Below are 21,096 nucleotides of genomic sequence, written 5' to 3'. Positions count from 1 at the left end.
CAATAATCACCATTACAGTTATCACGCACAACACGCGTTGACCTCCCAACGCAGCACCGCGTGATACGCTTGGCTTAACCGTCTGCTAGAACCAGTTGTTGAAACGTACCGTGACGAGCCCTGCAAACGTCCGATAGAGCAGAACCAACCTGACCCTACCCAGGAGTCCACGATCATGTCCCGTAAACACCTGCTTGGCGCCGCCCTGTTACTCGGCCTGGCTGGCACTGCCCACGCCACCAGCTTCGTTGTCACCACCGACACGGTAGTACGCGCCGTTGCCGCTTCCACTGACGCCACATCCGACCTTTCCTCGTCGTTCCGCGACGACAAGATCGTGCAGGCGGCCCGGGATGACGCCGCCACGTTCGTCGGCACTCAAGGCGATATCCGCGGTGCCCGCCTGGAAAGCGCCTTCGTGCACATCCGTTCGAACATGCCGGCCCTGCAAGCCAGCGATGCACAGCTGGCCCAGGCCATCCTGGCGCTCTGATACACCCTAGGCAAAACAGGTGCGTTGGCTAGAGCCCTCGCACCTGGGGTAGCCTTCGTCGTCCATTTTTCCAGCCTTCAAGAAAGCCCATGCGTTATCTGTTGCCGCTGCTGTTCTCCGTTGTCGGCATGGCCAGCGCCCATGCCATGGATACCACCACGCAAGGCCTGGTCATCTCGGGCTATGCCACCAGCCAGGTCACTACCGCGCCCTTCGATCGCAAACTGATCAGGCAGGCCCGTGATGATGCCGCCGCATTCGTTGCCAGCGATGGCGTGATCCGTGGTGCACGCCTGGAAGCCGCGCTGGAATCATTACGCCACAATTGTGCACGGCACACTGTCGGCGATCTGGAACTGGCGCAGGCAATTCTCGTCCAATAACTCACCTGACTCCCTGTATTTTTCGGAGATGCTCCATGCGTAAACCGCTGATTGCCGCTTCCCTCGGCATGCTGCTGCTGGCCGACCTGGCCCAGGCACAGACCCTGGTGGCTACCAGCAACATCATCGTGCGTGCCTTCGGCCGTTCGATCGACTTCACCTCGGACACCACCACGTCTATCCGTGATTCCAAAGTGGTGCGCGAAGCCCACGACGACGCTGCCAGCTTCGTCGCCAGCAACGGTGACATCCGCGGCGTCCAACTCGAGGCAGCCTTCAACACCCTGCGCGAGCGCGTACCAGAAGCGCGCGGCGCCAGCGACCAGGTACTGGCCGAAGCCATCCTCGCACTGTGATTCGCGTGCGCGCCTGGCTGCTCGGCTGCGCCCTGACGCTGCTCGGCACGCCCGCCTTGGCCGACCTGCAGCTAGAGCTGCAGGCGTCCGGCCTGGACCCGCAGCAAACCCAAGCCTCACAGGCCCTGCTTGACGAGGCCATGGGCAGGCTGCCGCCGCGCTTCAAGCAACAGTTGGACCGCCGCGTGCGGGTCAGCTGGAGCGACAACATGCCTGCCGACGCCTATGGGCAGGCATCACTGGTATCCACCCTCGAGCTCAACCGCCGCTTGCTGCCCAGCCTCACCGACGGCAGCGCCGCCACCGAGCGCACCAACCGCCCCCATGGCACGGTGCGTGAAGAGCTGCTGGCCACCGTGTTGCACGAGCTCACCCATATCTACGACCGTGCCCGCCTGTGGCCCGGTGCCGAGCGTTCGCTGATCGCCCGCTGCAAGCGCCAGCAGGGCACGCTGGGCAAGATCGGCCTGCCTGAAGAATGTCGAGGCCAGGCTGAACGTCGATTCACCCTCAGCGACGACCCGCGCCTGCTCGACCTGGCCGGCTGGCCACAATACGTGGGCCGACGCGGCGAGCGCGAGCAACACAATGGCCAGTTCGTGCGTAGCCCCGACAGCTATGAACTAAGCAGCCCCAAGGAATACATCGCGGTCAACATGGAGTACTTCCTCCTCGACCCAAGCTACGGCTGCCGCCGTCCGGCGCTGAACCAGTACTTGCGCCAGCATTTCGGCTGGGCACCGCAACAGGACACCTGCGCCAAGGGCCTGCCGTTCATCAACGCTGGCAGTGACTTCGCTCGCCAGCCACTGGGTGAGATCGACCCCGAGCGGGTCTATGAAGTGGACTACCTGCTGGCCGAAGCCAACCAAAACCTGGTCAGCCGCTGGGGTCACAGCATGCTGCGCCTGGTGATCTGCAAACCGGGCCGCCCACGCGGTCCAGACTGCCGCCTGGACCTAGACCAAAGCCTGGTGCTTTCGTACCGCGCCTTCGTCAACGACGTGCAGCTGTCCAGCTGGGACGGCCTGGTCGGTAACTACCCGTCACGACTATTCGTATTGCCACTGGGCCAAGTGATCGACGAATACACCAAGACCGAACTGCGCAGCCTGGCCTCGGTGCCCTTGAAGCTCAACCGCGAAGAAATCGAGAACCTGGTGCGCCAGGCCGCCGAGATGCACTGGAGCTATGACGGCAACTACTGGTTCCTGTCCAACAACTGTGCAGTGGAGTCGTTGAAACTGCTGCGCAGCGGCACAGCCAACCCGCGCATAAATGACCTGGACAGCATCATGCCCAACGGTTTGCTGGCCGTGCTAAAGGGCAGGGGGCTGGCCGACACCAGCGTGCTTGATGACCCGCGCGAGGCGTTGCGCCTGGGCTACCGCTTCGATTCTTACCGCGACCGCTACCAGGCCATGTTCGAAGTGCTCAGGAAACAGCTGCCGATCAAGCAAGCCCTGGTTGAAGACTGGTTGGCCCTGGAGGCCGATCAACGTCGCAGCTGGTTCGCCAAGGCTGACCTGCGCACCAGCGCCGCGTTGCTGCTGCTCGAACAGGCCAGCCTTCGCCGGCAGCTTCTGCTGGCTCAAGACGAGGTCAAGCAGCGCTACCTGAATGCTGCGGCGCTGAAAGATGGCAGCGTCAACAAAGCTGACGCAACCCTCAAGCAGATGCTCGCCAACAGCGGTTTCCTCAGCCGTCCGGCAGAGTTGCTGGATGCCAAGGGCTACGGGCTGCCGCAACCCGAAGAGCGCAAGCACCTTGAGCAGGTGAGCAGCGAACGCCAGGCACAGCTGTTGCGCTTGAGCACCAGCCTGGACAAAGAGGTGAGGGCGCTGCTGGAGCCATCACGGGCCAAGGAAATTGCCGCGATCGAAGCCAATGTGAAGCAGATCGGCGAGCACTTGCGGGCGCTGCACAAGGCTGCGGGTGGCCTGCAATTGTGATGTTGCCTGTGCCGGCCTCTTCGCGGGTAAACCCGCTCCCACGGGGACTGCACAGGCCTTGAGGCTGCGGTGATCCTGTGGGAGCGGGTTTACCCGCGAAGAGGCCGGTACAGACAACACAGGCCTAAAGCTTCTCCTCAGCCTCGGAAGGCAACTGTTCATCCAGATGCAGCCAAGGTAGCCGACTGCCCACCCAGATATGCCGGTTGGCCCTGACCAGTTCCGGGTGATCCAGCGTCGCCACCGTCACATCCACCGTTTCCGGGCTGTGCGTGGTCACCAATGCCACATGCGCCCCGCAATGCCCACAGAAGTACCGGCTGCAACTGGCCGGTGCCACATAGCAGTTGGGTTCGCCCGCCAGCCACTGAAACCCCGAACGAGGCAGGGTGAGCCAGGTCACCACCAGCCCGCCGCTTACCCGGCGGCATATCGAACAATGGCAATGGGCGATGTCCGTCAGGTCGCCCTCCAACCGGTAACGCAAGGCGCCGCAATGGCAGCCCCCTTCGGTCACATTCTGCATCACCTACCTCTCGTCGCCTTTGCTTCGGCGAAAGCTGGCTGAAAGCTTGCCCTCATAGGATAGCGCCCACTACCGGCACGAGACCGGTCAGCCAGGGCACCCGGTAAAACCGCGCCCGGCCCAATCAACAACAACAATGGTGATTCTGATGTATTCCTGTGCCCGCCTTTCCGCAGTCCCCTCCGCATGCTCCCCGCGCAGCGCCCAACGCGCTGATCCGCCCGAATCGACGTTCCTTTCGTAGCGCCACGCCTGGAGTATTGCCATGCTGACCTTCCTCGGCTTTGCCATGGTCATCACCTTCATGTACCTGATCATGACCAAGCGCCTGTCGGCCTTGATCGCGCTGATCCTGGTACCGATTCTGTTCGCCCTGTTCGGTGGTTTTTCCGCCAAGATCGGCCCCATGATGCTCGAAGGCATCAGCAAGCTCGCGCCAACCGGCGTGATGCTGATGTTCGCCATCCTCTACTTCGCCCTGATGATCGACTCCGGCCTGTTCGACCCGGCCGTGCGCAAGATCCTCAAACTGGTCAAGGGCGACCCGCTGAAGGTCTCGGTCGGCACCGCTGTACTGGCCCTGGTGGTCTCGCTCGATGGTGACGGCGCCACCACTTACATGATCTGCTGTGCCGCCATGCTGCCGATGTACAGCCGCCTGGGCATGAGCCCGCGGATCATGGCCGGCCTGATCATCCTCGCCGGCGGGGTGATGAACATGACCCCGTGGGGTGGCCCGACCGCCCGCGCTGCCAGCGCCCTGCACGTAGACCCATCGGACATCTTCGTGCCGATGATCCCGGCCATGCTGTTCGGTGTGCTGGCGATCCTGGCCATCGCCTACATGTACGGCAAGCGTGAACGTGCTCGCCTGGGCGAACTGCACCTGCCGACCGACGACATCGACCACAGTGAAATCACTGTCTCGCAGTACCCGGACGCACGCCGGCCCAAGCTGCTGTACTTCAACGGCGCACTGACCGCTGCCCTGATGGTCGCACTGATCGCCGGTGTACTGCCGCTGCCGGTGCTGTTCATGATCGCCTTCAGCATCGCGATGATCGTCAACTACCCATGCCTGCAGCAGCAGAAGGACCGCATCGCCGCCCACGCAGGCAGCGTACTGGCCGTGACCGGGCTGATCTTCGCCGCAGGCATCTTTACCGGCATCCTGTCCGGTACCGGCATGGTCGACGCCATGTCCAAGAGCCTGCTGGCGGTCATCCCCGAAGCGCTGGGCCCTTACCTGGCGGTGATCACCGCGATCGTGAGCATGCCGTTCACCTTCTTCATGTCCAACGATGCGTTCTACTACGGCGTGCTGCCAGTGCTGGCCGAAGCCGCCAGCCATTACGGCATCACCCCGGTAGAGATGGCCCGTGCGTCGATCGTCGGGCAGCCAGTACACCTGCTCAGCCCGCTGGTACCCTCCACCTACCTGCTGGTGGCCCTGGCCGGTATCGAATTTGGCGATCATCAGCGCTTTACACTCAAGTGGGCAGTGTTGGTGTGCCTGTGCATAATGCTCGCCGCACTGCTGATGGGGATTTTCCCGCTGTTCAGTAGTCTTTAATACACACGTATCACCTACGCGACGCGCCCTGACCGGGGCGCGTCGCCATTACCGCTCGAAGGAAAATACATGGAATGGCTGACCAGCCCGGAAATCTGGGTTGCCTTTTTCACCCTTACCGCGCTTGAAATCGTCCTCGGTATCGACAACATCATCATGATCTCGATCCTGGTCAGCCGCATGCCCAAGCACATGCAGCCGCGCACCCGGATCTTCGGCCTGGCCCTGGCCATGGTCACCCGCATCATGCTGTTGCTGTCGATCACTTGGGTCATGCGCCTTACCGCCGACCTGTTCGTGGTGTTCGGCCAAGGCATCTCCGGGCGCGACCTGATCCTGTTCTTCGGTGGTCTGTTCCTGTTGTGGAAAAGCTCGCAAGAGATCTACCACGGCCTGGAAGGCGAAGACGAAAACCCGGACGAGCCAAAAGGCGCGGGTGGCAAGTTCTTCTACACCATCATCCAGATCGCCATCATCGACATCGTGTTCTCGCTGGACTCGGTGATCACCGCAGTGGGCATGGTTTCCCACGTTCCGGTCATGATCGCGGCCATCGTGGTTGCCGTGCTGGTGATGATGCTGTGCGCCGGCGCTATCAGCGACTTCATCGACAAGCACCCGTCGCTGAAGATGCTCGCGCTGTCGTTCCTGATCGTGGTCGGTACCGTGCTGATCGCCGAAGCGTTCGACGTGCATGTGCCCAAAGGCTACGTCTACTTTGCCATGGCGTTCTCGCTGGCAGTGGAAGCGATCAACATTCGCATGCGCACCGCCGCGGCCCGCAAGGCAGGCAAAGAGCATGATCCGGTGAAACTGCGCAAGGACATTCCGGGTCAATAAGACCAGGAAGTGCAGCACAGAAAGGGCCCTTCGTGGCCCTTTTTTCATTTCTGGTCGGTTTCAAACCCGTGCCAGCCATGCGAAGCTGGCGACAGCTGCGCAAAACAACCAAAGCTTTGAGTGAGCACCGAAAATTATTCCAATGCTCACGTTTCTTTTTCTTGGCCCACTAGGCCATCGCAACAGGGGGCCTTCGCCATGCTGACCCTGCTCAACCTGCTTTCGGCCGTGACGCTTCTGGTCTGGGGCACCCACATCGTGCGTACCGGCATCCTCCGGGTATTCGGCTCGAACCTGCGGCGCATCATCAGCCAGAACATGGACAAGCGGCCGCTGGCCTTCATCGCCGGCATTCTGGTCACCGCCATGGTGCAAAGCAGCAACGCCACGGCCATGCTGGTCACCTCCTTCGTCGGCCAAGGCCTGATGGCCATGACCCCGGCCTTGGCGATCATGCTCGGTGCCGACGTGGGTACCGCACTGATGGCCCGGGTACTGACCTTCGACCTGTCATGGCTGTCGCCACTGCTGATCTTCCTCGGGTGATCTTCTTCCTTTCGCGCAAGCAGACGCGGGCCGGCCAATTGGGCCGTGTAGGCATCGGCCTTGGGCTGATCATCCTGGCACTTGAGCTTATCGTGCAGGCAGCTGCGCCGATCACTCATGCCCAGGGCGTGAAAGTGCTGTTTGCCTCGCTGACCGGCGACATCATGCTCGACGCCCTGGTCGGGGCGATGTTCGCCATGATTTCCTATTCAAGCCTGGCCGCCGTGCTGCTCACCGCCACACTGGCCGGCGCCGAAGTGATCAGCCTGCCGGTCGCCATCGGCCTGGTAGTTGGCGCCAACATCGGCAGTGGGCTGCTGGCGTTCATCGGCACCAGCATGCAGAACGCCGCCGGGCGCCGGGTGGCCCTGGGCAGCCTGCTGTACAAGTTGATCGGCCTGGTGCTGATCATCCCGGTGCTGCACCCGCTGGTGGAATGGATGGACTCGTTGAGCTTCAGCCCGCAAGAGCTGGTCATCGGCTTCCACCTGCTCTACAACACGCTGCGCTGCCTGCTCATGTTACCCACGGTCAAACCCATGGGCCGGCTGTGCAACGCCCTGTTGCCCGAACGGGAAACAGGCAACGGGCAAGTGCGCCCACGCCACCTCGACGCCTCGGCACTCGAAACGCCCAGCCTGGCCCTGGCCAATGCATGCCGAGAAACCCTGCGCCTGGGCGATATCGTCGACAGCCTGCTCGAAGCCATGCTCGGCGCGTTGCGCGGTACCCAGGCGGCCTTGCCACAGCAGGTCCGCGCCTTGGGCGAAGATGCCGAAGCCCTGTACAGCGCGATCAAGCTGTACCTGGCGCAGATGTCGCGCGAGGACCTCAGCGAACAGGACAATCGCCGTTGGGCCGAAATCATCGAGCTGGCCATCAACCTCAAGCTCGCCTGCGACCTGATCGAACGCATGCTGCGCAAGGTCCAGCAGCAGAAAACCAGCCAGCGCCGGGAGTTTTCCCAGGTCGGCCTGGAGGAACTGACCGGCCTGCAGGAACAATTGCTGGCCAACCTGCGCCTGGGCCTGTCGGTGTTCCTCAGTGCCGACCCGGAAAGCGCCCGCTTGCTGCTGCGGGAGAAACGCAGGTTCCGTGCCCAGGAACGGCGCCTCGCCCACGCCCATGTCAGCCGCCTGCAGCGCAAGGTCGTGCAAAGCATCGAGACCAGTTCGCTACACTTGGAGCTGATCGCCGACATGAAGCGGTTGAACTCTTTGTTCTGTAGCAGTGCCTATGTGGTACTGGGCGGCTCGGACACCGGTGGGCTGATGCTCGACAGTGTGCCGGACGAAGCCCGCCAGCCGTGAATTCTTATAGCTAAGGACCCTCGCTCGCCCATGCGTTGCCTGATGTTCGTTTGCCTGCTGATCTGCAGCCTGCCCTCGATCGCCCTCGACCGCTCGCGGGTCGAAGGCTACCTGTTGCCCAATGGCCTGCAGGTCATCCTGAAAAACGGCTACGAACGTGATCATGTGGCAATTCGCCTGGTGGTCGGGGTGGGCCTGGATGACTTCGATTGCGAGCAGAAAGAACTGCCGCACCTGCTTGAGCACCTGTTGTTCAGCGGCATCGACGAAATGGGCGAGGGCGGCCTGGAAGAGCGCCTGCAGGCGCTTGGCGGCGAGTGGAACGCCTACACCAGCAGCGCCGACACGACTTTTGTCATCGAAGCCCCTGCGCGCAATCAGCGCAAGGTCCTCGACCTGCTGCTGGCGGTGATCCGCGATACCCGCATCGACGCCAAGGCCCTGGCCACCGCCAAGCGCATCATCGAACGCGAAGATGGCGGCCACTACGGCCACTTGCAGCGCTGGCTCGACCGCCAGGATATCGGCCACCCGGCCAGCGACCAGTTGGCCACCGAGCTGGGGCTGAAATGCCCGGAGCGCTCCAACCTCGACGACATGACCCTGGAGCAAGTACAGGCCTTGCGTGACCGCTGGTACGCGGCCAACAACATGACCCTGATCGTGGTCGGCGGCCTCGACCGTCTGCTGCCGGCGTATCTGGAGCGCACCTTTGGCGAACTGCCAGCAACTGAACCAGAAGAACGCCGCAACCTGGAAAGCATTACCCAGCAGGCCGAGCAGCGCCGCGACCTGACCCGTGGCTGGCTGGGCGACAGCGTCAAACTGCACTGGCTGTTCATCGAGCCCGTGCTGGACAACGACCACCAGGCCACCCTCGACCTGCTGTCGCGTTACCTGGACTGGGCGCTGTACGACCAGCTGCGACTGCGCAATGGGCTGTCCTATGGCCCTTCGGTGCAACGAGAAAGCTTCGGCGACACCGGCCTGCTCAGCCTCAATGCCGACCTTGAGCGCGATGACATCGACAAGGCGGTGAAGGTGATGCAGGCGCTGTTCGACCACCTGCGCAAGGAAGGCCTCGACCCAGACACCTTTGCCCGCATCAAGGACGCCAGCGTCGCCAAGGAAAGCTGGAGTACCCAGGGTAACAGTGCCTTGGCCGACTACTACTGGGGTGCGCTGAACGACTATACCGACGGGCGCTTCGCCAACCCGGTGCGCAAGCTGCGCCAGGTCAGCCTGGCCCAGGCCAACGAGGCGCTGAAGGCACTGCTCAAGGAGGACGGCTACCTGCGCATCGAAAAGCCGTTGCTTGGCTATGACGAACTATACGGGCTGGTCGCGCTGATAGTGGGCCTGATACTGGCGGCCGGGCTGCTGCGCTGGCGGCGGCAAGGCCCGCAACGGCCGAGTGGTGCTACACGGCAGCGGTGAATCGGCGGTATCCTTTTGCCAGTACCGGCCCCTTCGCGGGCGTGCCCGCGAAGGGGCCGGTACCGCCAACTCATCCTTTCTGTCGTAGCCCCCAATGCCCCAAATCCCCCATATCGTCCAGCGCATCATCGAACTGCTCAAACGCTACCCCGGCATCATCGCGCTCGGCGGTTTCCTCTCCGGTATCGGCAGCTTCATCCTGGTCGATCGCCAAGCCGGCCTGGCCAGCTGGGTCGCCATACTCATGCTGGTCAGCTGGGTCTGGCTGATGCTGGAAAACACCCTCACCGGCTTGTTCGCACGCACCTTCAACCGCGAGATCCCGCAGCCGCTATTGCGCTACGCGACGCAGATGATCCACCAGGAAACACTGTTCTTCGTGCTGCCGTTCTTCTTCATCACCACCACCTGGAACAGCGGCCAATTGGTCTTCACTGGCTTGCTTGGCGCCGCCGGCCTGATTTCGATCACCGACCCCCTGTACTACAAGTGGCTGGCACCCCGGCGCTGGCTGTTCCTGGCACTGCACACCCTGACGCTGTTCGCCGCCCTGTTGACTGCGTTGCCGATCATCCTGCACCTGACCACCGCGCAAAGCTTCAAGCTGGCCCTGATCGCAGCCATGGCCCTGTCGTTCCCAAGCCTGGCCAGTAGCTTCCCGATCAACAACTGGCGCCGCGCCGTGGCGCTGGTGGTGGTTACCCTGTCGGTCGGTGCCGGCGGCTGGCTGTTGCGCTCCTGGGTGCCGCCAGCAACCCTGTGGATGACCGAGGTGGCGGTGAGCACCGAAGTACTCAACCGCCAGCCAGGCGAATCGCTGGACGAGATTGCCGCCAGTCGCATACGCAGCAGCGGCCTGTACGCCTATACCGCCATCAACGCGCCACGCGGCCTGAATGAGCGGATCTACCATGTGTGGCAAAAGGACGGCCAGGAGGTCGACCGCATAGCCCTGGACATCCACGGCGGGCGCAAGGAAGGCTACCGGGCCTGGACCCACAAGCAGAACTTCCCGCCCAACCCGGTAGGCAAGTGGCAGGTAAGGGTGCTGACCGAAGATGGGCAGGTGATCGGCGTGCTGCGCTTCAAGGTGGTCGACGACGCACCGGCGCAGTAAGTAAAAAGGGGCTGCGTTGCAGCCTCGTAGCCCCTAACACAGCACATAATCAACAAACAGCCCATGCCCGCTGCGCTATGATCAGCCCCTAAGCCTTAGCGCCGAGTCAATTGCATGGAGCCTATGACCACCCCCAGCGCCATTCTGGACACCAGCAGCCAGCCGCCCTGCCTGCGCATTACCGGTGATTGGACCCTGGCGCATTACGCCAACCTCAAGCGCGAAAGCGAGCAACTGCGCACGCAATACGCTGCCGACACCGTCGCCGACCTCAGCCAGCTAGGCCGCCTGGACACCGCCGGCGCGTCGCTGCTGGCCGAGCTGCTAGGTTCCGAGCGCCTGTCGTGCTGTACCCAAGACCTGCCCGAAGCCAGCCGCGCACTGCTCAAGAACGTCTACTGCTCGGTCCAGGACTACTGCATCCCGGTCAAGGAGCCCGAGCGGAACGTACTGCTGATGCTGCTGGAACGCATCGGCCGCGCCGTCGGCACACTGTGGCAAGACTCCATGCAGTTGCTCGGTTTCGTCGGCGTCATCCTCGAAACCTTGCTGCGTCGCGCCCTGCAACCGCATCGCTGGCGCTTCACACCGGTGGTGGCACATATCGAACAGACCGGGCTGGATGCCGCGCCCATCGTCGCCTTGCTGACCTTCCTGGTGGGTGCGGTAGTGGCCTTCCTCGGTGCCACGGTGCTGGCCGACTTCGGCGCGACCATTTTCACCGTCGACCTGGTGGCGTTCTCGTTCCTGCGCGAATTCGCCGTGCTGCTGACCGCCATCCTCATGGCCGGGCGCACGGCCAGCGCGTTCACCGCGCAAATAGGCTCGATGAAGGCCAATGAAGAAATCGACGCCATCCGCACCCTGGGCCTGAACCCCATGGAGCTACTGGTGGTGCCACGGGTGCTGGCCCTGCTGATTTCGCTGCCGTTGCTCACCTTTGTCGCGATGATCTGCGGCATGATTGGTGGCGCGGTGGTCTGCGCCCTGACGCTGGATATCTCGCCGGCCATGTTCCTGTCGCTGCTGCAAAGCGACATCGGCGTGCAGCACTTTCTGGTAGGCCTGGCCAAGGCACCCTTCTTCGCCTTCCTGATCGCCGCCATCGGCTGCCTGGAAGGCTTCAAGGTCAGCGGCAGCGCCGAATCGGTAGGGGCACACACCACCTCGGCGGTGGTGCAGTCGATTTTCGTGGTCATCGTGCTGGATGCGGTAGCCGCGCTGTTCTTCATGGAGATGGGCTGGTGAGTGATCAGGATCGCGTCATCGAAGCCCGTGGCATCTGCAACCGCTTCGGCCGCCAGGTGGTGCATGAAAACCTCGACCTTGACCTGTACCGTGGCGAAATCCTCGCCGTGGTCGGTGGCTCAGGTAGCGGCAAATCGGTGCTGCTACGCAGCATCATCGGCTTGCGCCGACCCAACGAAGGGCAGATCAAGGTATTCGGCCAGGACTTGGCCGGCCTGGGTGAAGAACAGCGCTCGCTGGTTGAGCGGCGCTTTGGCGTGTTGTTTCAGAAGGGCGCGCTGTTCTCTTCGCTGACGGTGACCGAGAACGTGGCCTTGCCCCTGATCGAGCACGCCGGGCTGTCCCGCGCCGATGCCGAGCACCTGGCCGGCGTGAAGCTGGCCCTGGCCGGGTTGCCGATCTCGGCCGCCGACAAGTACCCGGCCTCGTTGTCGGGGGCATGATCAAGCGTGCGGCGCTGGCCCGCGCACTGGCCCTGGACCCGGACATCCTGTTCCTCGACGAACCCACCGCCGGCCTGGACCCGATCGGTGCCGCCGCGTTCGACCAGTTGATCCTCACCCTGCGCGATGCCCTGGGCCTGTCGGTGTTCCTCATCACCCACGACCTCGACACCCTGTACACCATCACCGACCGCATTGCGGTGCTGTCGCAGAAAAAAGTCCTGGTGGCCGGCCCGCTGGCCGAGGTCGAGCAGACCAACGACGCCTGGATCCAAGAATACTTTCACGGCCCACGCGGGCGCGCAGCCGAACAGGCTGCCACCCGTGCCGGGCAGGAGCGCTGAGCAATGGAAACCCGAGCCCATCACGTTCTTATCGGCCTGGTCACCGTCCTGGTGGTGGCCGGCGCCATGCTGTTCGGCCTGTGGCTGGCCAAGTCCAGTGTCGACGACGCCTTCAAGGATTACGAAGTGGTGTTCAACGAAGCCGTCTCGGGCCTTTCCCGTGGCAGCCCGGTGCAGTACAACGGCATCAAGGTGGGCGATGTGTCCACCCTGCGCCTGGACCCCAAAGACCCACGCCGGGTACTGGCACGGGTACGTCTGAGCGGTGACACACCGGTAAAGGAAGACACCCAGGCCAAGCTGACCCTGGCCGGGTCACTGGCAACTCGTTCATCCAGCTCAGCGGCGGCACCCCGCAAAGCCCAGAACTGAAGGGCAAAGATGGCAAGCTACCGGTGATCATCGCCTCGCCATCGCCCATCTCGCGCCTGCTCAATGACAGCAGCGACCTGGTGACCAACATCAACCTGCTGCTGCACAACGCCAACCAGATGTTCTCCGAGGACAACATCGGCCACCTCAGCAACACCCTGGCCAACCTCGACAAGACCACCGGCGCCTTTGCCGGCCAGCATGGCAGCATCGCCGAGGCAATCGAACAGCTGGTGCAGGTGGGCAAGCAGGCCAGCGCCACCCTGGCCGAAACACAGACGCTGATGCGCAATGCCAACGGCCTGCTGGGCAGCGAAGGCAAACAGGCGATCGGCAGCGCCGAGCAGGCCATGCAGTCACTGGCTGAAAGCACGGCAACCATCAACAACCTGCTGAAGAACAACAGCGAGGCCATCGGCGACGGCGCCCAAGGCCTGAACCAGCTCACCCCGGCCATTCGTGAACTGCGCGAAACCCTTAACGCACTCAAAGGCATTTCCCGGCAACTGGAGGCCGACCCGAGCGGCTACCTGCTTGGCCGCGACAACAACAAGGAGTTCCAGCCATGAAACCGTCGCTGCGCCTGCTGGCCCTGGCGGCCGCGCTGAGCCTGGCCAGTGCCTGCTCGATCCTGCCCAAAAGCGAACCCGTGGACCTTTACCGCCTGCCAGTGAATCAACCCAGCCGCACGGCACCGGCACTGGACTGGTCATTGCGCCTGAACAAGCCACTGGCCAGCGAAGTGCTGGCCGGGCCACGGATTGCCGTGATTCCCCAAGGCGATATGGTCAGCAGCTACAAGGGCGCACGTTGGAGCGATGCGGCCCCGGTGCTGCTGCGCAACCGCTTGCTCGATGGCTTCCAGCGTGACGGCCAGGTGCAGCGCCTGAGCGCCGACGACAGCAACCTGCAGGCTGACTACGAGCTGGCTGGCGAGCTGCAGGCGTTTCAGAGTGAATACCGCCCAGGCGGGGCGGTAGAGGTGGTGATCCGCTACGACGCACGCCTGGTCCAGGGGCGCAACCAGCGCATCCTGGCCAGCAAGCGCTTTGAGATCCGCCAACCACTGACCGACAAACAGGTGTCAGCCGTGGTTACCGGCTTTGGCCAAGCCAGCGACCAACTGGTGGGGCAGGTGGTGAGCTGGACCATTGCCCAGGCAAACCAGGCTCAACCGAGGGTTCAGGCGAAGAACCAGTAGCAGATGAAGATCGCCGCGATCACCCCGGACAACTCGGCCAGCAGTGCGCAACCGACTGCATGGCGCACACGTTGGATGCCGACGGCGCCAAAGTACACGGCCAGTACATAGAAGGTGGTTTCGGTACTGCCTTGAATCGTCGCCGCGACCAAGGCCGGGAAACTGTCCACGCCTTGGGTCTGCATGGTTTCGATCAGCATGGCCCGTGCTGCGCTACCGGAAAACGGCTTGACCAGCGCCGTCGGCAAACCCTCGACGAAGCGTGTGTCCAGGCCCATCCAGTTCACCGCATGGCGAATGCCGTCCAAGGCCAGCTCCAAGGCACCTGATGCGCGCAGCACACCCACCGCCACCAGCATCGCCACCAGGTAGGGCAGCAGGTTCTTGGCCACATCGAAACCTTCCTTGGCACCTTCGACGAAGGCTTCATACACCTTCACCCGCTTCAAGGCACCGATCACCAGGAACAGCATGATCACGCCAAACAACGTGAGGTTGCCCAAGATGGACGACAGGCTTGCCAGTGCAGCGGCCGACAGGGTGCCGAGGAACGCCATGAAACCTCCCAGCAGCAAAGCGCCGGGGATGAAGTAGGCAAGCACCACCGGGTCCCACAGTCGCAAGCGCTGCATCACTGCCACCGACAGCAGGCCGACCAAGGTCGAGACGCTGGTCGCCAGCAGGATCGGCAGGAACACCATGGTTGGGTCCGGCGCGCCCTGCTGGGCCCGGTACATGAAGATGGTGACCGGCAGCAGCGTCAGCGAAGAGGCGTTGAGTACCAGGAACAGGATTTGCGCGTTGCTCGCCGTGGTGCTGCTGGGGTTCAGCTCCTGCAGCGCGCGCATGGCCTTCAGGCCAATCGGCGTCGCGGCGTTGTCCAGGCCCAGGCCGTTGGCGGCAAAATTCATGGTGATAAGGCCCAGGGCCGGGTGACCAGGCGGCACTTCCGGCATCAGGCGGGCGAACAGCGGGCCCAGCACTTTGGCCAGCCATTCGACGATACCGGCCTTTTCGGCGATCTTGAGAAAGCCCAGCCACAGGGTCAGCGTGCCGAACAGCAGCACCATCACCTCCACCGACAGCTTGGCCATGGCGAAGATGCTTTCGACCATTGCGGCGAAGATGCCCGCGTTGCCGGCCACCAGCCATTGGGCCAGGGCGGACACCGCCGCCACCAGGAAAAAGCCGAGCCAAAGGCCGTTGAGCATCCGTGTGTACCCCCTGAAAAATGCCCGAATGATAGCGTATCGAAGCCTGGGGCTGGCGATCGCGCGCCTACAATGGTCCGCGAATGACCCGGAAAACAAAAAGCCCCGACAAGTCGGGGCTTTGGGTCAAACAGCCATCAGGCTCAGCGCTTGGCGGTTTCGCCAACCACCGCAGCTTCCTGCTTGTCGGCCATCAGCGAAGCGTAGTACTTCTCGCCCTTGGCGGCGTCGTACATGCCTTCCCAACGAGCGATGACCAGTGCAGCCAGGGCGTTGCCGACAACGTTCAGCGCGGTGCGGGCCATGTCCATGATGCGGTCGACACCGGCGATGAAGGCCAGGCCTTCCAGCGGGATGCCCACGCTGCCCAGGGTGGCCAGCAGCACGACGAACGACACACCCGGCACACCAGCGATACCTTTGGAGGTGACCATCAGTGTCAGCACCAGCAGCAGCTGCTGGCTCCACGACAGGTCGATGCCGTACAGCTGGGCAATGAAGATGGCCGCGATGCTCTGGTACAGGGTCGAACCGTCAAGGTTGAAGGAGTAGCCGGTCGGCACCACGAACGAGCAGATCGACTTCGGCGCGCCGTACTTCTCCATTTTCTCGATCACGCGCGGCAGCACGGTTTCCGAGCTGGAAGTGGAGTAAGCCAGAATCAGCTCATCTTTCATGATGCGCATGATCTTGATTACCGAGAAGCCGAACACGCGGGCAACCAGGCCCAGCACCATGAAGGCGAAGAAGGCGATGGCGAAGTACACCAGCAGCACCAGCTTGGCCAGCGGCAGCAACGAACTGAAGCCGAAGTTGGCCACGGTCACGGCGATCAGGGCGAACACGCCGATAGGGGCGTAGTTCATGATCATGTGGGTGACCTTGAACATGGTTTCCGAAACAGCCTGGAAGGTACGCACCAGTGGGTCGCGCAGTTCTGCCTGGAGGCTCGACAGGCCCAGGCCGAACATGACCGAGAAGAAGATGATCGGCAGCATTTCGCCACGCATGAGCGCTGCGAAGATGTTCGACGGGATCAGGTTCAGCAGGGTTTCGATGAACGCGTGCTCATGCTGCACCTCGGCCGCAGTGGCCTGGTACTTGGAGATGTCCACGGTACCCAGGGTGCTCATGTCGATGCCGGCGCCCGGGTGGAACAGGTTGGCCAGCACCAGGCCCACGACGATGGCAATGGTGGTCACTACTTCGAAGTAGATGATGGTCTTCAGGCCAATGCTGCCCAGTTTCTTCGCGTCGCCAACCCCGGCGATGCCCACGATCAGCGACGAGATCACGATCGGGACGACGATCATCTTGATCAGGCGAATGAAGATGTCACCAGCGGGCTGGAGGACGTTGCTGATCCACCAGGCCTTTTCTGCACTGAAGTGGTTCAGTAGCGCGCCGATTGCAACACCCAGGACCAGACCGATGACGATCTGCCAGGCGAGGCTCAGTTTTGCCTTCTTCATGTCTTTACCCTTTGTTCTAGTGGTCATGGCACCTGGCGGAAACACGTGTAACAGAGCCATTGGCAAAGTCACGAGCCGTGCAAGCTTCCGTCCGGCGACGTCATGTAAGGACACCGCAGGCGAGCGACAGGGCGCTCTGGCCAGCGAAAAAGGCGGCAACTATTGCGACGGGAAGGGGCGAAAGCTAATGCCGGAAACGCATACCCCATGCCGTTTTGGCATACGGTTTTCGACCCATTCGGCAGCTTCGCAAGTGATTGATTTATAACGTTCGGAATCCCGAACAAGACCAAACCGCCATATTTCGGCAGATTTGACGGTACATAAAGGGCAAGGAAGATGGCTTGTTCGACAATCCGAATGGCGTAAATGCCGCTTGTACCAGCAACAAGAAGGTCGAAAAAAATTTGATGTACGGTCGAGACAAAATGTGTCTCGGGAGAAAAAACGCGCAAGAGAAGCGACGCTTCATACAGGGCTCCTCGGAAGTCAGGCCTGACAAGGTATCCCTGTGATACCGCCGGCCTGATACTTCCGATTCCGCCTTTCCTGACCCGGCCCATTACTGGAGGCACTCCCTGTACCCCTAGGCCACTCCGATCCTGCAACAATCAGAACAGCCCGGCCCCTTGGTCATGTGCTGCCCCTCCTCGGGGCGGCGCATCATAGAAGGCTGAACTATAGAAAGGTTCAGCTTCTATTACGTGACAGTGGTGACCGTTCATCCGTACCGGCAATAAATGCTCAGTACCAGTTCGGGTCACGCTTGAGCTGCTCCTGCAGCATCGCCTTCATGCCATCGTCCGGTTCGCCTAACCAACGATACTGCGCATGACGGGTGGGCGACTTGTCGCTCGGCAAGCCTTCGGGCACCTCCACGAGCATCCCGTAGGCGTCATCCTTGTCCCAGCTGAACGCCACGATCAGGCGTTTGTAAGTGCAATTATCCTTGGCCTCGCACAGCGGCCCGACCAAGTACTTGTCGCCGTCTTCGGTAACGGCAGACATCTGCTGCTGAGCACTGCCGGTCAGATTGACCACCCAATCGGGCAGGCGTTCCTCGCCTTTGAGAGTGTCCTGCCAGGTTTCCCGGTACTCCGGGTCCGAGCCGAGCAACTGATCGACCCGGACCTGGCCGTCATTGGCCGCCATCGCCGCCGTACTGCCACCCAGCAACAGGGCGGCAGCCAGGGCTGAACAAAGCTTCCTGCTCATCTTCAACCTCGTCCACGTCCAAAGAAGAAGGAGGCTACGAACAACACCAGGAAGACGATGAACAGGATCTTGGCGATACCCGTCGCAGCGCCCGCGATACCACCGAAGCCCAGTACAGCGGCGACAATGGCAATGATGAGGAAAGTGATAGCCCAGCTCAGCATGGTGGTTCTCCTTTCTTTTTGCGGAATAGATCCGGCCGGCAGGTCAGAAGACCCAGCGGTCCTGAGGCACGACAGTTTCCAGGGTGGCCGGTGAGGCAGTGGCCTGGCCGGTAGGCAGCGGCTCAGCCGCCTTGACCAAGGTGTTGGCACGGGTTGCCTGGATCTGCGTCAACAGGGCAGTCTGCGCCGCCACTTGCTCGGCCAGACGCGCCGTTTGCCAGCTGTAATAGAAGAGGCCGGCGGCCAAGGTCAGCAGCAACGCCATGCCGAGTGTCAGCATCTGGCGCAAGGGCAGTGCGGCGATCTGCGAGCGGTTGACGGATTGGCGGTTCATGCCGGCTCCTCCTGCTGTAATTTTTGTTCAAACCTGAACAGGTAATTGCAGCCTGCATGCCAGCCTTCGAAATTAAATTAAATCCTTTTAAATCAACTAGTTAGATAACAACAAGGCAAGCAGTAAGGACGTATCCTGCACGATGCCGCCCGTGCAGTCGTGCGAATTGCACGATCAGCCTTCGACCTTGATCGCCACCTTGAGCAGGTCAGCATCCACCCCACGCACACCGATGATCTGCCGGGCGATCTCCACAGCGATGGTTTTTTGCTCGGCGCTGACCACCTCGCCCGACAGCCTTACCATGCCTGCCTCGCTAGCCACTTTCAGGTTCAGGCCGTCGAGGTTGCGACTGAAGCGATAGCTGTTCTGGATCTTGTCGATGATCCAGCTGTCACTCGGCTGCGGCCCAGTTGGCGCCCCCACCGGTGTTTCCCGGGCCTTGGCCATGGCGGCGGTATCCAGGCTGACCAGGTTGTTGACCAGGTGCACGCCGTCGGTGGTACGCGCCACCACGCCCGCCAACTCCTTGGCTTCGGCACTGTCGACCTTGCCGCGCAAGGTCACCACGCCTTCACTGCTTTGTACTTCTATAGGCGCCTTCTCAGTGGTGCGGCTCCACAGCAGACGGGCACGTATCACCGCAGCCAGGGTGGCGTCCTCCAGGCGCTGGGCGTAGGCACGCAATTCAAGCGGGCGCTCTACCAGTTGGGGATTGACTCGCAGCTGGTTCTCCACCTGTTCAATACCCCGAGTGGCCCGTGCCACATCCTCGGCCAGCTGCCGCTCGACCTCGTTCTCCACTTCACCGGAAAGACGCGCCTGCTTGCCGTCCACTTCAACCGTGATACGGAACGGGTCGAGCATGCGATTGAGTGACAGGGCGGTTTGCAGGGCGCCTTCCAGGCGCGCGTCCTGCACAGGGTCGGCGAATGCAGGGGTAAAGGCTGGCAGCAGGGTGGCTGCCAACACGGCTGTACGCAGGGAAAAGGGCATGGCAGTGCCTCCTTCTTGGCAAAATCTAAAAAACTTCGCAACCAATGTGCCAGCGCGTGCCTCTAAGCAAAGCATTGGAAAATCACGGGTTGCAGGCATCCTTTGGCCATTGGCTAGCATGCAAAGGACAGAATCCTTCAGAATTGACCATGCAACTTGCCCGATTTTTCCCACACTAAATAACGATCTATCCCAAAGGAGCGCAGGAAATGGAATCAGCCCAGGACAACCAAGGCCGCATTCTGCTGGTGGATGACGAGTCCGCGATCCTGCGCACCTTCCGCTACTGCCTGGAGGACGAGGGCTACAGCGTGGCCACGGCCAACAGCGCGGCCCAGGCCGAAAGCCTGCTGCAGCGCCAGGTGTTCGACCTGTGCTTCCTCGATTTGCGCCTGGGTGAAGACAATGGCCTGGACGTGCTGGCGCAGATGCGTATCCAGGCCCCGTGGATGCGAGTGGTGATCGTTACCGCACACTCGGCGATCGATACAGCGGTAGACGCCATCCAGGCCGGCGCGGCCGACTACCTGGTCAAGCCGTGCAGCCCCGACCAGTTGCGCCTGGCCACCGCCAAGCAACTGGAAGTGCGCCAGCTTTCTGCCCGCCTGGAGGCGTTGGAAGGTGAAATTCGCAAACCCAAGGACGGCCTCGACTCTCACAGCCCGGCCATGATGGCGGTGCTGGAAACCGCCCGCCAGGTCGCCACCACCGACGCCAACATCCTCATCCTTGGCGAGTCCGGTACCGGCAAGGGCGAGCTGGCACGGGCCATCCATGGCTGGAGCAAGCGCGCGCGCAAAGCCTGCGTGACCATCAACTGCCCGTCGCTCAACGCCGAGCTGATGGAAAGCGAGCTGTTCGGCCATACCCGTGGCGCCTTCACCGGAGCCAGCGAAAGCACCCTTGGGCGGGTCAGCCAAGCGGACGGCGGCACGCTGTTCCTCGACGAAATCGGCGATTTCCCGTTGACCTTGCAGCCCAAACTGCTGCGCTTCATCCAGGACAAGGAATACGAACGCGTCGGCGACCCGGTTACCCGACGTGCCGATGTGCGCATTTTGGCCGCCACCAACCTCAACCTCGAAGAGATGGTGCGCGAAAGCCGCTTCCGCGAAGACCTGCTGTATCGCCTGAACGTCATCACCCTGCACCTGCCGCCGCTGCGCGAACGCAGTGAAGACATCCTCACCCTGGCCGACCGCTTTCTCGCCCGCTTCGTCAAGGAATACTCTCGCCCCGCCCGCGGTTTCAGTGACGAGGCGCGCGCTGCGCTGCTCAACTATCGCTGGCCCGGCAACATTCGCGAACTGCGCAACGTCGTGGAACGGGCCAGCATCATCTGCCCACAGGAGCGTGTGGAAATCAGCCACCTGGGCATGGGTGAGCAACCCACCGGCAATGCGCCACGCGTGGGTGCCGCGCTTAGCCTGGATGAGCTGGAGCGCGCGCATATCGGTGCCGTGCTGGCCGCCAGCGATACCCTCGACCAAGCGGCCAAGACCTTGGGCATCGATGCCTCCACCCTGTACCGCAAGCGCAAGCAGTACAACCTGTGAAGTGGCC

The 21,096-nt window shown here is 62.2% G+C and carries 18 protein-coding genes and 3 pseudogenes; 14 read left to right on the top strand and 7 right to left on the bottom strand.

Translation table 11 applies throughout. The features are described from left to right. Positions 1 to 175: 175 nt before the first annotated feature. From AB5975_10760 to AB5975_10745, 4 genes are all read left to right on the top strand, one after another. Entirely contained in the window at positions 176 to 493 is a 318-nt protein-coding gene (locus AB5975_10760) for a DUF2388 domain-containing protein (GenBank protein ID XDR22244.1), read from the top strand. Between the two features lie 89 nt (positions 494 to 582). Then, positions 583 to 876: a DUF2388 domain-containing protein gene (locus AB5975_10755; GenBank protein XDR22243.1), complete on the top strand. Its 294-nt coding sequence runs from the start codon at positions 583 to 585 to the stop codon at positions 874 to 876. Positions 877 to 911: 35 nt separating this feature from the next. Then, complete coding sequence (locus AB5975_10750; protein XDR22242.1) at positions 912 to 1,232, top strand: DUF2388 domain-containing protein; 321 nt, start codon at positions 912 to 914, stop codon at positions 1,230 to 1,232. After that, complete coding sequence (locus AB5975_10745; GenBank protein ID XDR22241.1) at positions 1,229 to 3,184, top strand: DUF4105 domain-containing protein; 1,956 nt, start codon at positions 1,229 to 1,231, stop codon at positions 3,182 to 3,184. Before AB5975_10750 ends, AB5975_10745 begins: the two co-directional genes overlap by 4 nt. Positions 3,185 to 3,308: 124 nt before the next feature. Here AB5975_10745 and AB5975_10740 read toward each other — a convergent pair whose 3' ends face one another. Then, positions 3,309 to 3,710 carry a GFA family protein gene (locus tag AB5975_10740; GenBank protein ID XDR22240.1) on the bottom strand — a complete coding sequence of 134 codons (402 nt, stop codon included), beginning with the start codon at positions 3,708 to 3,710 and terminating at the stop codon, positions 3,309 to 3,311. A gap of 265 nt (positions 3,711 to 3,975) precedes the next feature. On the opposite strand from AB5975_10740, the gene AB5975_10735 reads away from it, so the two are divergent. From AB5975_10735 to AB5975_10695, 9 genes and pseudogenes are all read left to right on the top strand, one after another. Beyond that, positions 3,976 to 5,283 (top strand): CitMHS family transporter, encoded by a 1,308-nt coding sequence (locus AB5975_10735; protein XDR22239.1) that lies wholly within the window; start codon positions 3,976 to 3,978, stop codon positions 5,281 to 5,283. 69 nt (positions 5,284 to 5,352) lie between these two features. Continuing rightward, complete coding sequence (locus AB5975_10730) at positions 5,353 to 6,123, top strand: TerC family protein (GenBank protein ID XDR22238.1); 771 nt, start codon at positions 5,353 to 5,355, stop codon at positions 6,121 to 6,123. A 198-nt stretch (positions 6,124 to 6,321) separates the two neighbouring features. Then, a pseudogene (locus tag AB5975_10725) lies at positions 6,322 to 7,979 on the top strand (Na/Pi cotransporter family protein). Between the two features lie 30 nt (positions 7,980 to 8,009). Beyond that, a complete protein-coding gene (locus AB5975_10720; protein ID XDR22237.1) occupies positions 8,010 to 9,416 on the top strand; it encodes a M16 family metallopeptidase in 1,407 nt (468 codons plus the stop codon). A 94-nt stretch (positions 9,417 to 9,510) separates the two neighbouring features. Further along, complete coding sequence (locus AB5975_10715) at positions 9,511 to 10,533, top strand: DUF5924 family protein (protein ID XDR22236.1); 1,023 nt, start codon at positions 9,511 to 9,513, stop codon at positions 10,531 to 10,533. Between the two features lie 114 nt (positions 10,534 to 10,647). Next, on the top strand, positions 10,648 to 11,781 hold the full coding sequence (locus AB5975_10710; protein XDR22235.1) for an ABC transporter permease: 1,134 nt from the start codon (positions 10,648 to 10,650) through the stop codon (positions 11,779 to 11,781). Beyond that, positions 11,778 to 12,568, top strand: a pseudogene (locus tag AB5975_10705) (ABC transporter ATP-binding protein). The gene AB5975_10710 and the pseudogene AB5975_10705 overlap by 4 nt, the downstream one beginning before the upstream one ends. A gap of 3 nt (positions 12,569 to 12,571) precedes the next feature. Then, positions 12,572 to 13,509, top strand: a pseudogene (locus AB5975_10700) (MlaD family protein). Continuing rightward, on the top strand, positions 13,506 to 14,141 hold the full coding sequence (locus AB5975_10695) for an ABC-type transport auxiliary lipoprotein family protein (protein XDR22234.1): 636 nt from the start codon (positions 13,506 to 13,508) through the stop codon (positions 14,139 to 14,141). The pseudogene AB5975_10700 and the gene AB5975_10695 overlap by 4 nt, the downstream one beginning before the upstream one ends. Here AB5975_10695 and AB5975_10690 read toward each other — a convergent pair. From AB5975_10690 to AB5975_10665, 6 genes are all read right to left on the bottom strand, one after another. Then, positions 14,123 to 15,352: a nucleoside recognition domain-containing protein gene (locus AB5975_10690; GenBank protein ID XDR22233.1), complete on the bottom strand. Its 1,230-nt coding sequence runs from the start codon at positions 15,350 to 15,352 to the stop codon at positions 14,123 to 14,125. The genes AB5975_10695 and AB5975_10690 overlap by 19 nt on opposite strands. Before the next feature lie 143 nt (positions 15,353 to 15,495). Beyond that, on the bottom strand, positions 15,496 to 16,824 hold the full coding sequence (gene gltP / locus AB5975_10685) for a glutamate/aspartate:proton symporter GltP (protein XDR22232.1): 1,329 nt from the start codon (positions 16,822 to 16,824) through the stop codon (positions 15,496 to 15,498). 744 nt (positions 16,825 to 17,568) lie between these two features. Continuing rightward, the gene (locus tag AB5975_10680; GenBank protein XDR22231.1) at positions 17,569 to 18,039 is read right to left on the bottom strand and encodes an inhibitor of vertebrate lysozyme family protein; all 471 of its coding nucleotides are present in this window, start codon (positions 18,037 to 18,039) and stop codon (positions 17,569 to 17,571) included. 2 nt (positions 18,040 to 18,041) lie between these two features. Next, complete coding sequence (locus AB5975_10675; protein ID XDR22230.1) at positions 18,042 to 18,203, bottom strand: DUF1328 domain-containing protein; 162 nt, start codon at positions 18,201 to 18,203, stop codon at positions 18,042 to 18,044. Between the two features lie 43 nt (positions 18,204 to 18,246). Beyond that, on the bottom strand, positions 18,247 to 18,537 hold the full coding sequence (locus AB5975_10670; GenBank protein XDR22229.1) for a hypothetical protein: 291 nt from the start codon (positions 18,535 to 18,537) through the stop codon (positions 18,247 to 18,249). Between the two features lie 174 nt (positions 18,538 to 18,711). Next, positions 18,712 to 19,533: a BON domain-containing protein gene (locus tag AB5975_10665; GenBank protein ID XDR22228.1), complete on the bottom strand. Its 822-nt coding sequence runs from the start codon at positions 19,531 to 19,533 to the stop codon at positions 18,712 to 18,714. A 209-nt stretch (positions 19,534 to 19,742) separates the two neighbouring features. Here AB5975_10665 and algB point away from each other — a divergent pair, with 209 nt between their 5' ends. Beyond that, entirely contained in the window at positions 19,743 to 21,089 is a 1,347-nt protein-coding gene (gene algB / locus AB5975_10660; GenBank protein XDR22227.1) for a sigma-54-dependent response regulator transcription factor AlgB, read from the top strand. The last annotated feature ends 7 nt before the right edge of the window (positions 21,090 to 21,096 follow it).

The organism is Pseudomonas putida (genome assembly GCA_041071465.1).
In the GTDB taxonomy this organism is placed as follows: domain Bacteria; phylum Pseudomonadota; class Gammaproteobacteria; order Pseudomonadales; family Pseudomonadaceae; genus Aquipseudomonas; species Aquipseudomonas putida_P.
This window is presented reverse-complemented; position numbering and strand designations above follow the sequence as displayed.

Bases quoted from the DNA above. Each gene is read 5' to 3' on its own strand.
- AB5975_10710 (XDR22235.1), top strand. From the start codon at position 10,648: ATGGAGCCTATGACCACCCCCAGCGCCATTCTGGACACCAGCAGCCAG.
- AB5975_10695 (XDR22234.1), top strand. From the start codon at position 13,506: ATGAAACCGTCGCTGCGCCTGCTGGCCCTGGCGGCCGCGCTGAGCCTG.
- AB5975_10755 (XDR22243.1), top strand. From the start codon at position 583: ATGCGTTATCTGTTGCCGCTGCTGTTCTCCGTTGTCGGCATGGCCAGC.
- AB5975_10760 (XDR22244.1), top strand. From the start codon at position 176: ATGTCCCGTAAACACCTGCTTGGCGCCGCCCTGTTACTCGGCCTGGCT.
- gltP (XDR22232.1), bottom strand. From the start codon at position 16,824: ATGAAGAAGGCAAAACTGAGCCTCGCCTGGCAGATCGTCATCGGTCTG.
- AB5975_10720 (XDR22237.1), top strand. From the start codon at position 8,010: ATGCGTTGCCTGATGTTCGTTTGCCTGCTGATCTGCAGCCTGCCCTCG.
- AB5975_10670 (XDR22229.1), bottom strand. From the start codon at position 18,537: ATGAACCGCCAATCCGTCAACCGCTCGCAGATCGCCGCACTGCCCTTG.
- AB5975_10715 (XDR22236.1), top strand. From the start codon at position 9,511: ATGCCCCAAATCCCCCATATCGTCCAGCGCATCATCGAACTGCTCAAA.
- AB5975_10680 (XDR22231.1), bottom strand. From the start codon at position 18,039: ATGAGCAGGAAGCTTTGTTCAGCCCTGGCTGCCGCCCTGTTGCTGGGT.
- AB5975_10665 (XDR22228.1), bottom strand. From the start codon at position 19,533: ATGCCCTTTTCCCTGCGTACAGCCGTGTTGGCAGCCACCCTGCTGCCA.
- AB5975_10740 (XDR22240.1), bottom strand. From the start codon at position 3,710: ATGCAGAATGTGACCGAAGGGGGCTGCCATTGCGGCGCCTTGCGTTAC.
- algB (XDR22227.1), top strand. From the start codon at position 19,743: ATGGAATCAGCCCAGGACAACCAAGGCCGCATTCTGCTGGTGGATGAC.
- AB5975_10730 (XDR22238.1), top strand. From the start codon at position 5,353: ATGGAATGGCTGACCAGCCCGGAAATCTGGGTTGCCTTTTTCACCCTT.
- AB5975_10735 (XDR22239.1), top strand. From the start codon at position 3,976: ATGCTGACCTTCCTCGGCTTTGCCATGGTCATCACCTTCATGTACCTG.
- AB5975_10690 (XDR22233.1), bottom strand. From the start codon at position 15,352: ATGCTCAACGGCCTTTGGCTCGGCTTTTTCCTGGTGGCGGCGGTGTCC.
- AB5975_10675 (XDR22230.1), bottom strand. From the start codon at position 18,203: ATGCTGAGCTGGGCTATCACTTTCCTCATCATTGCCATTGTCGCCGCT.
- AB5975_10750 (XDR22242.1), top strand. From the start codon at position 912: ATGCGTAAACCGCTGATTGCCGCTTCCCTCGGCATGCTGCTGCTGGCC.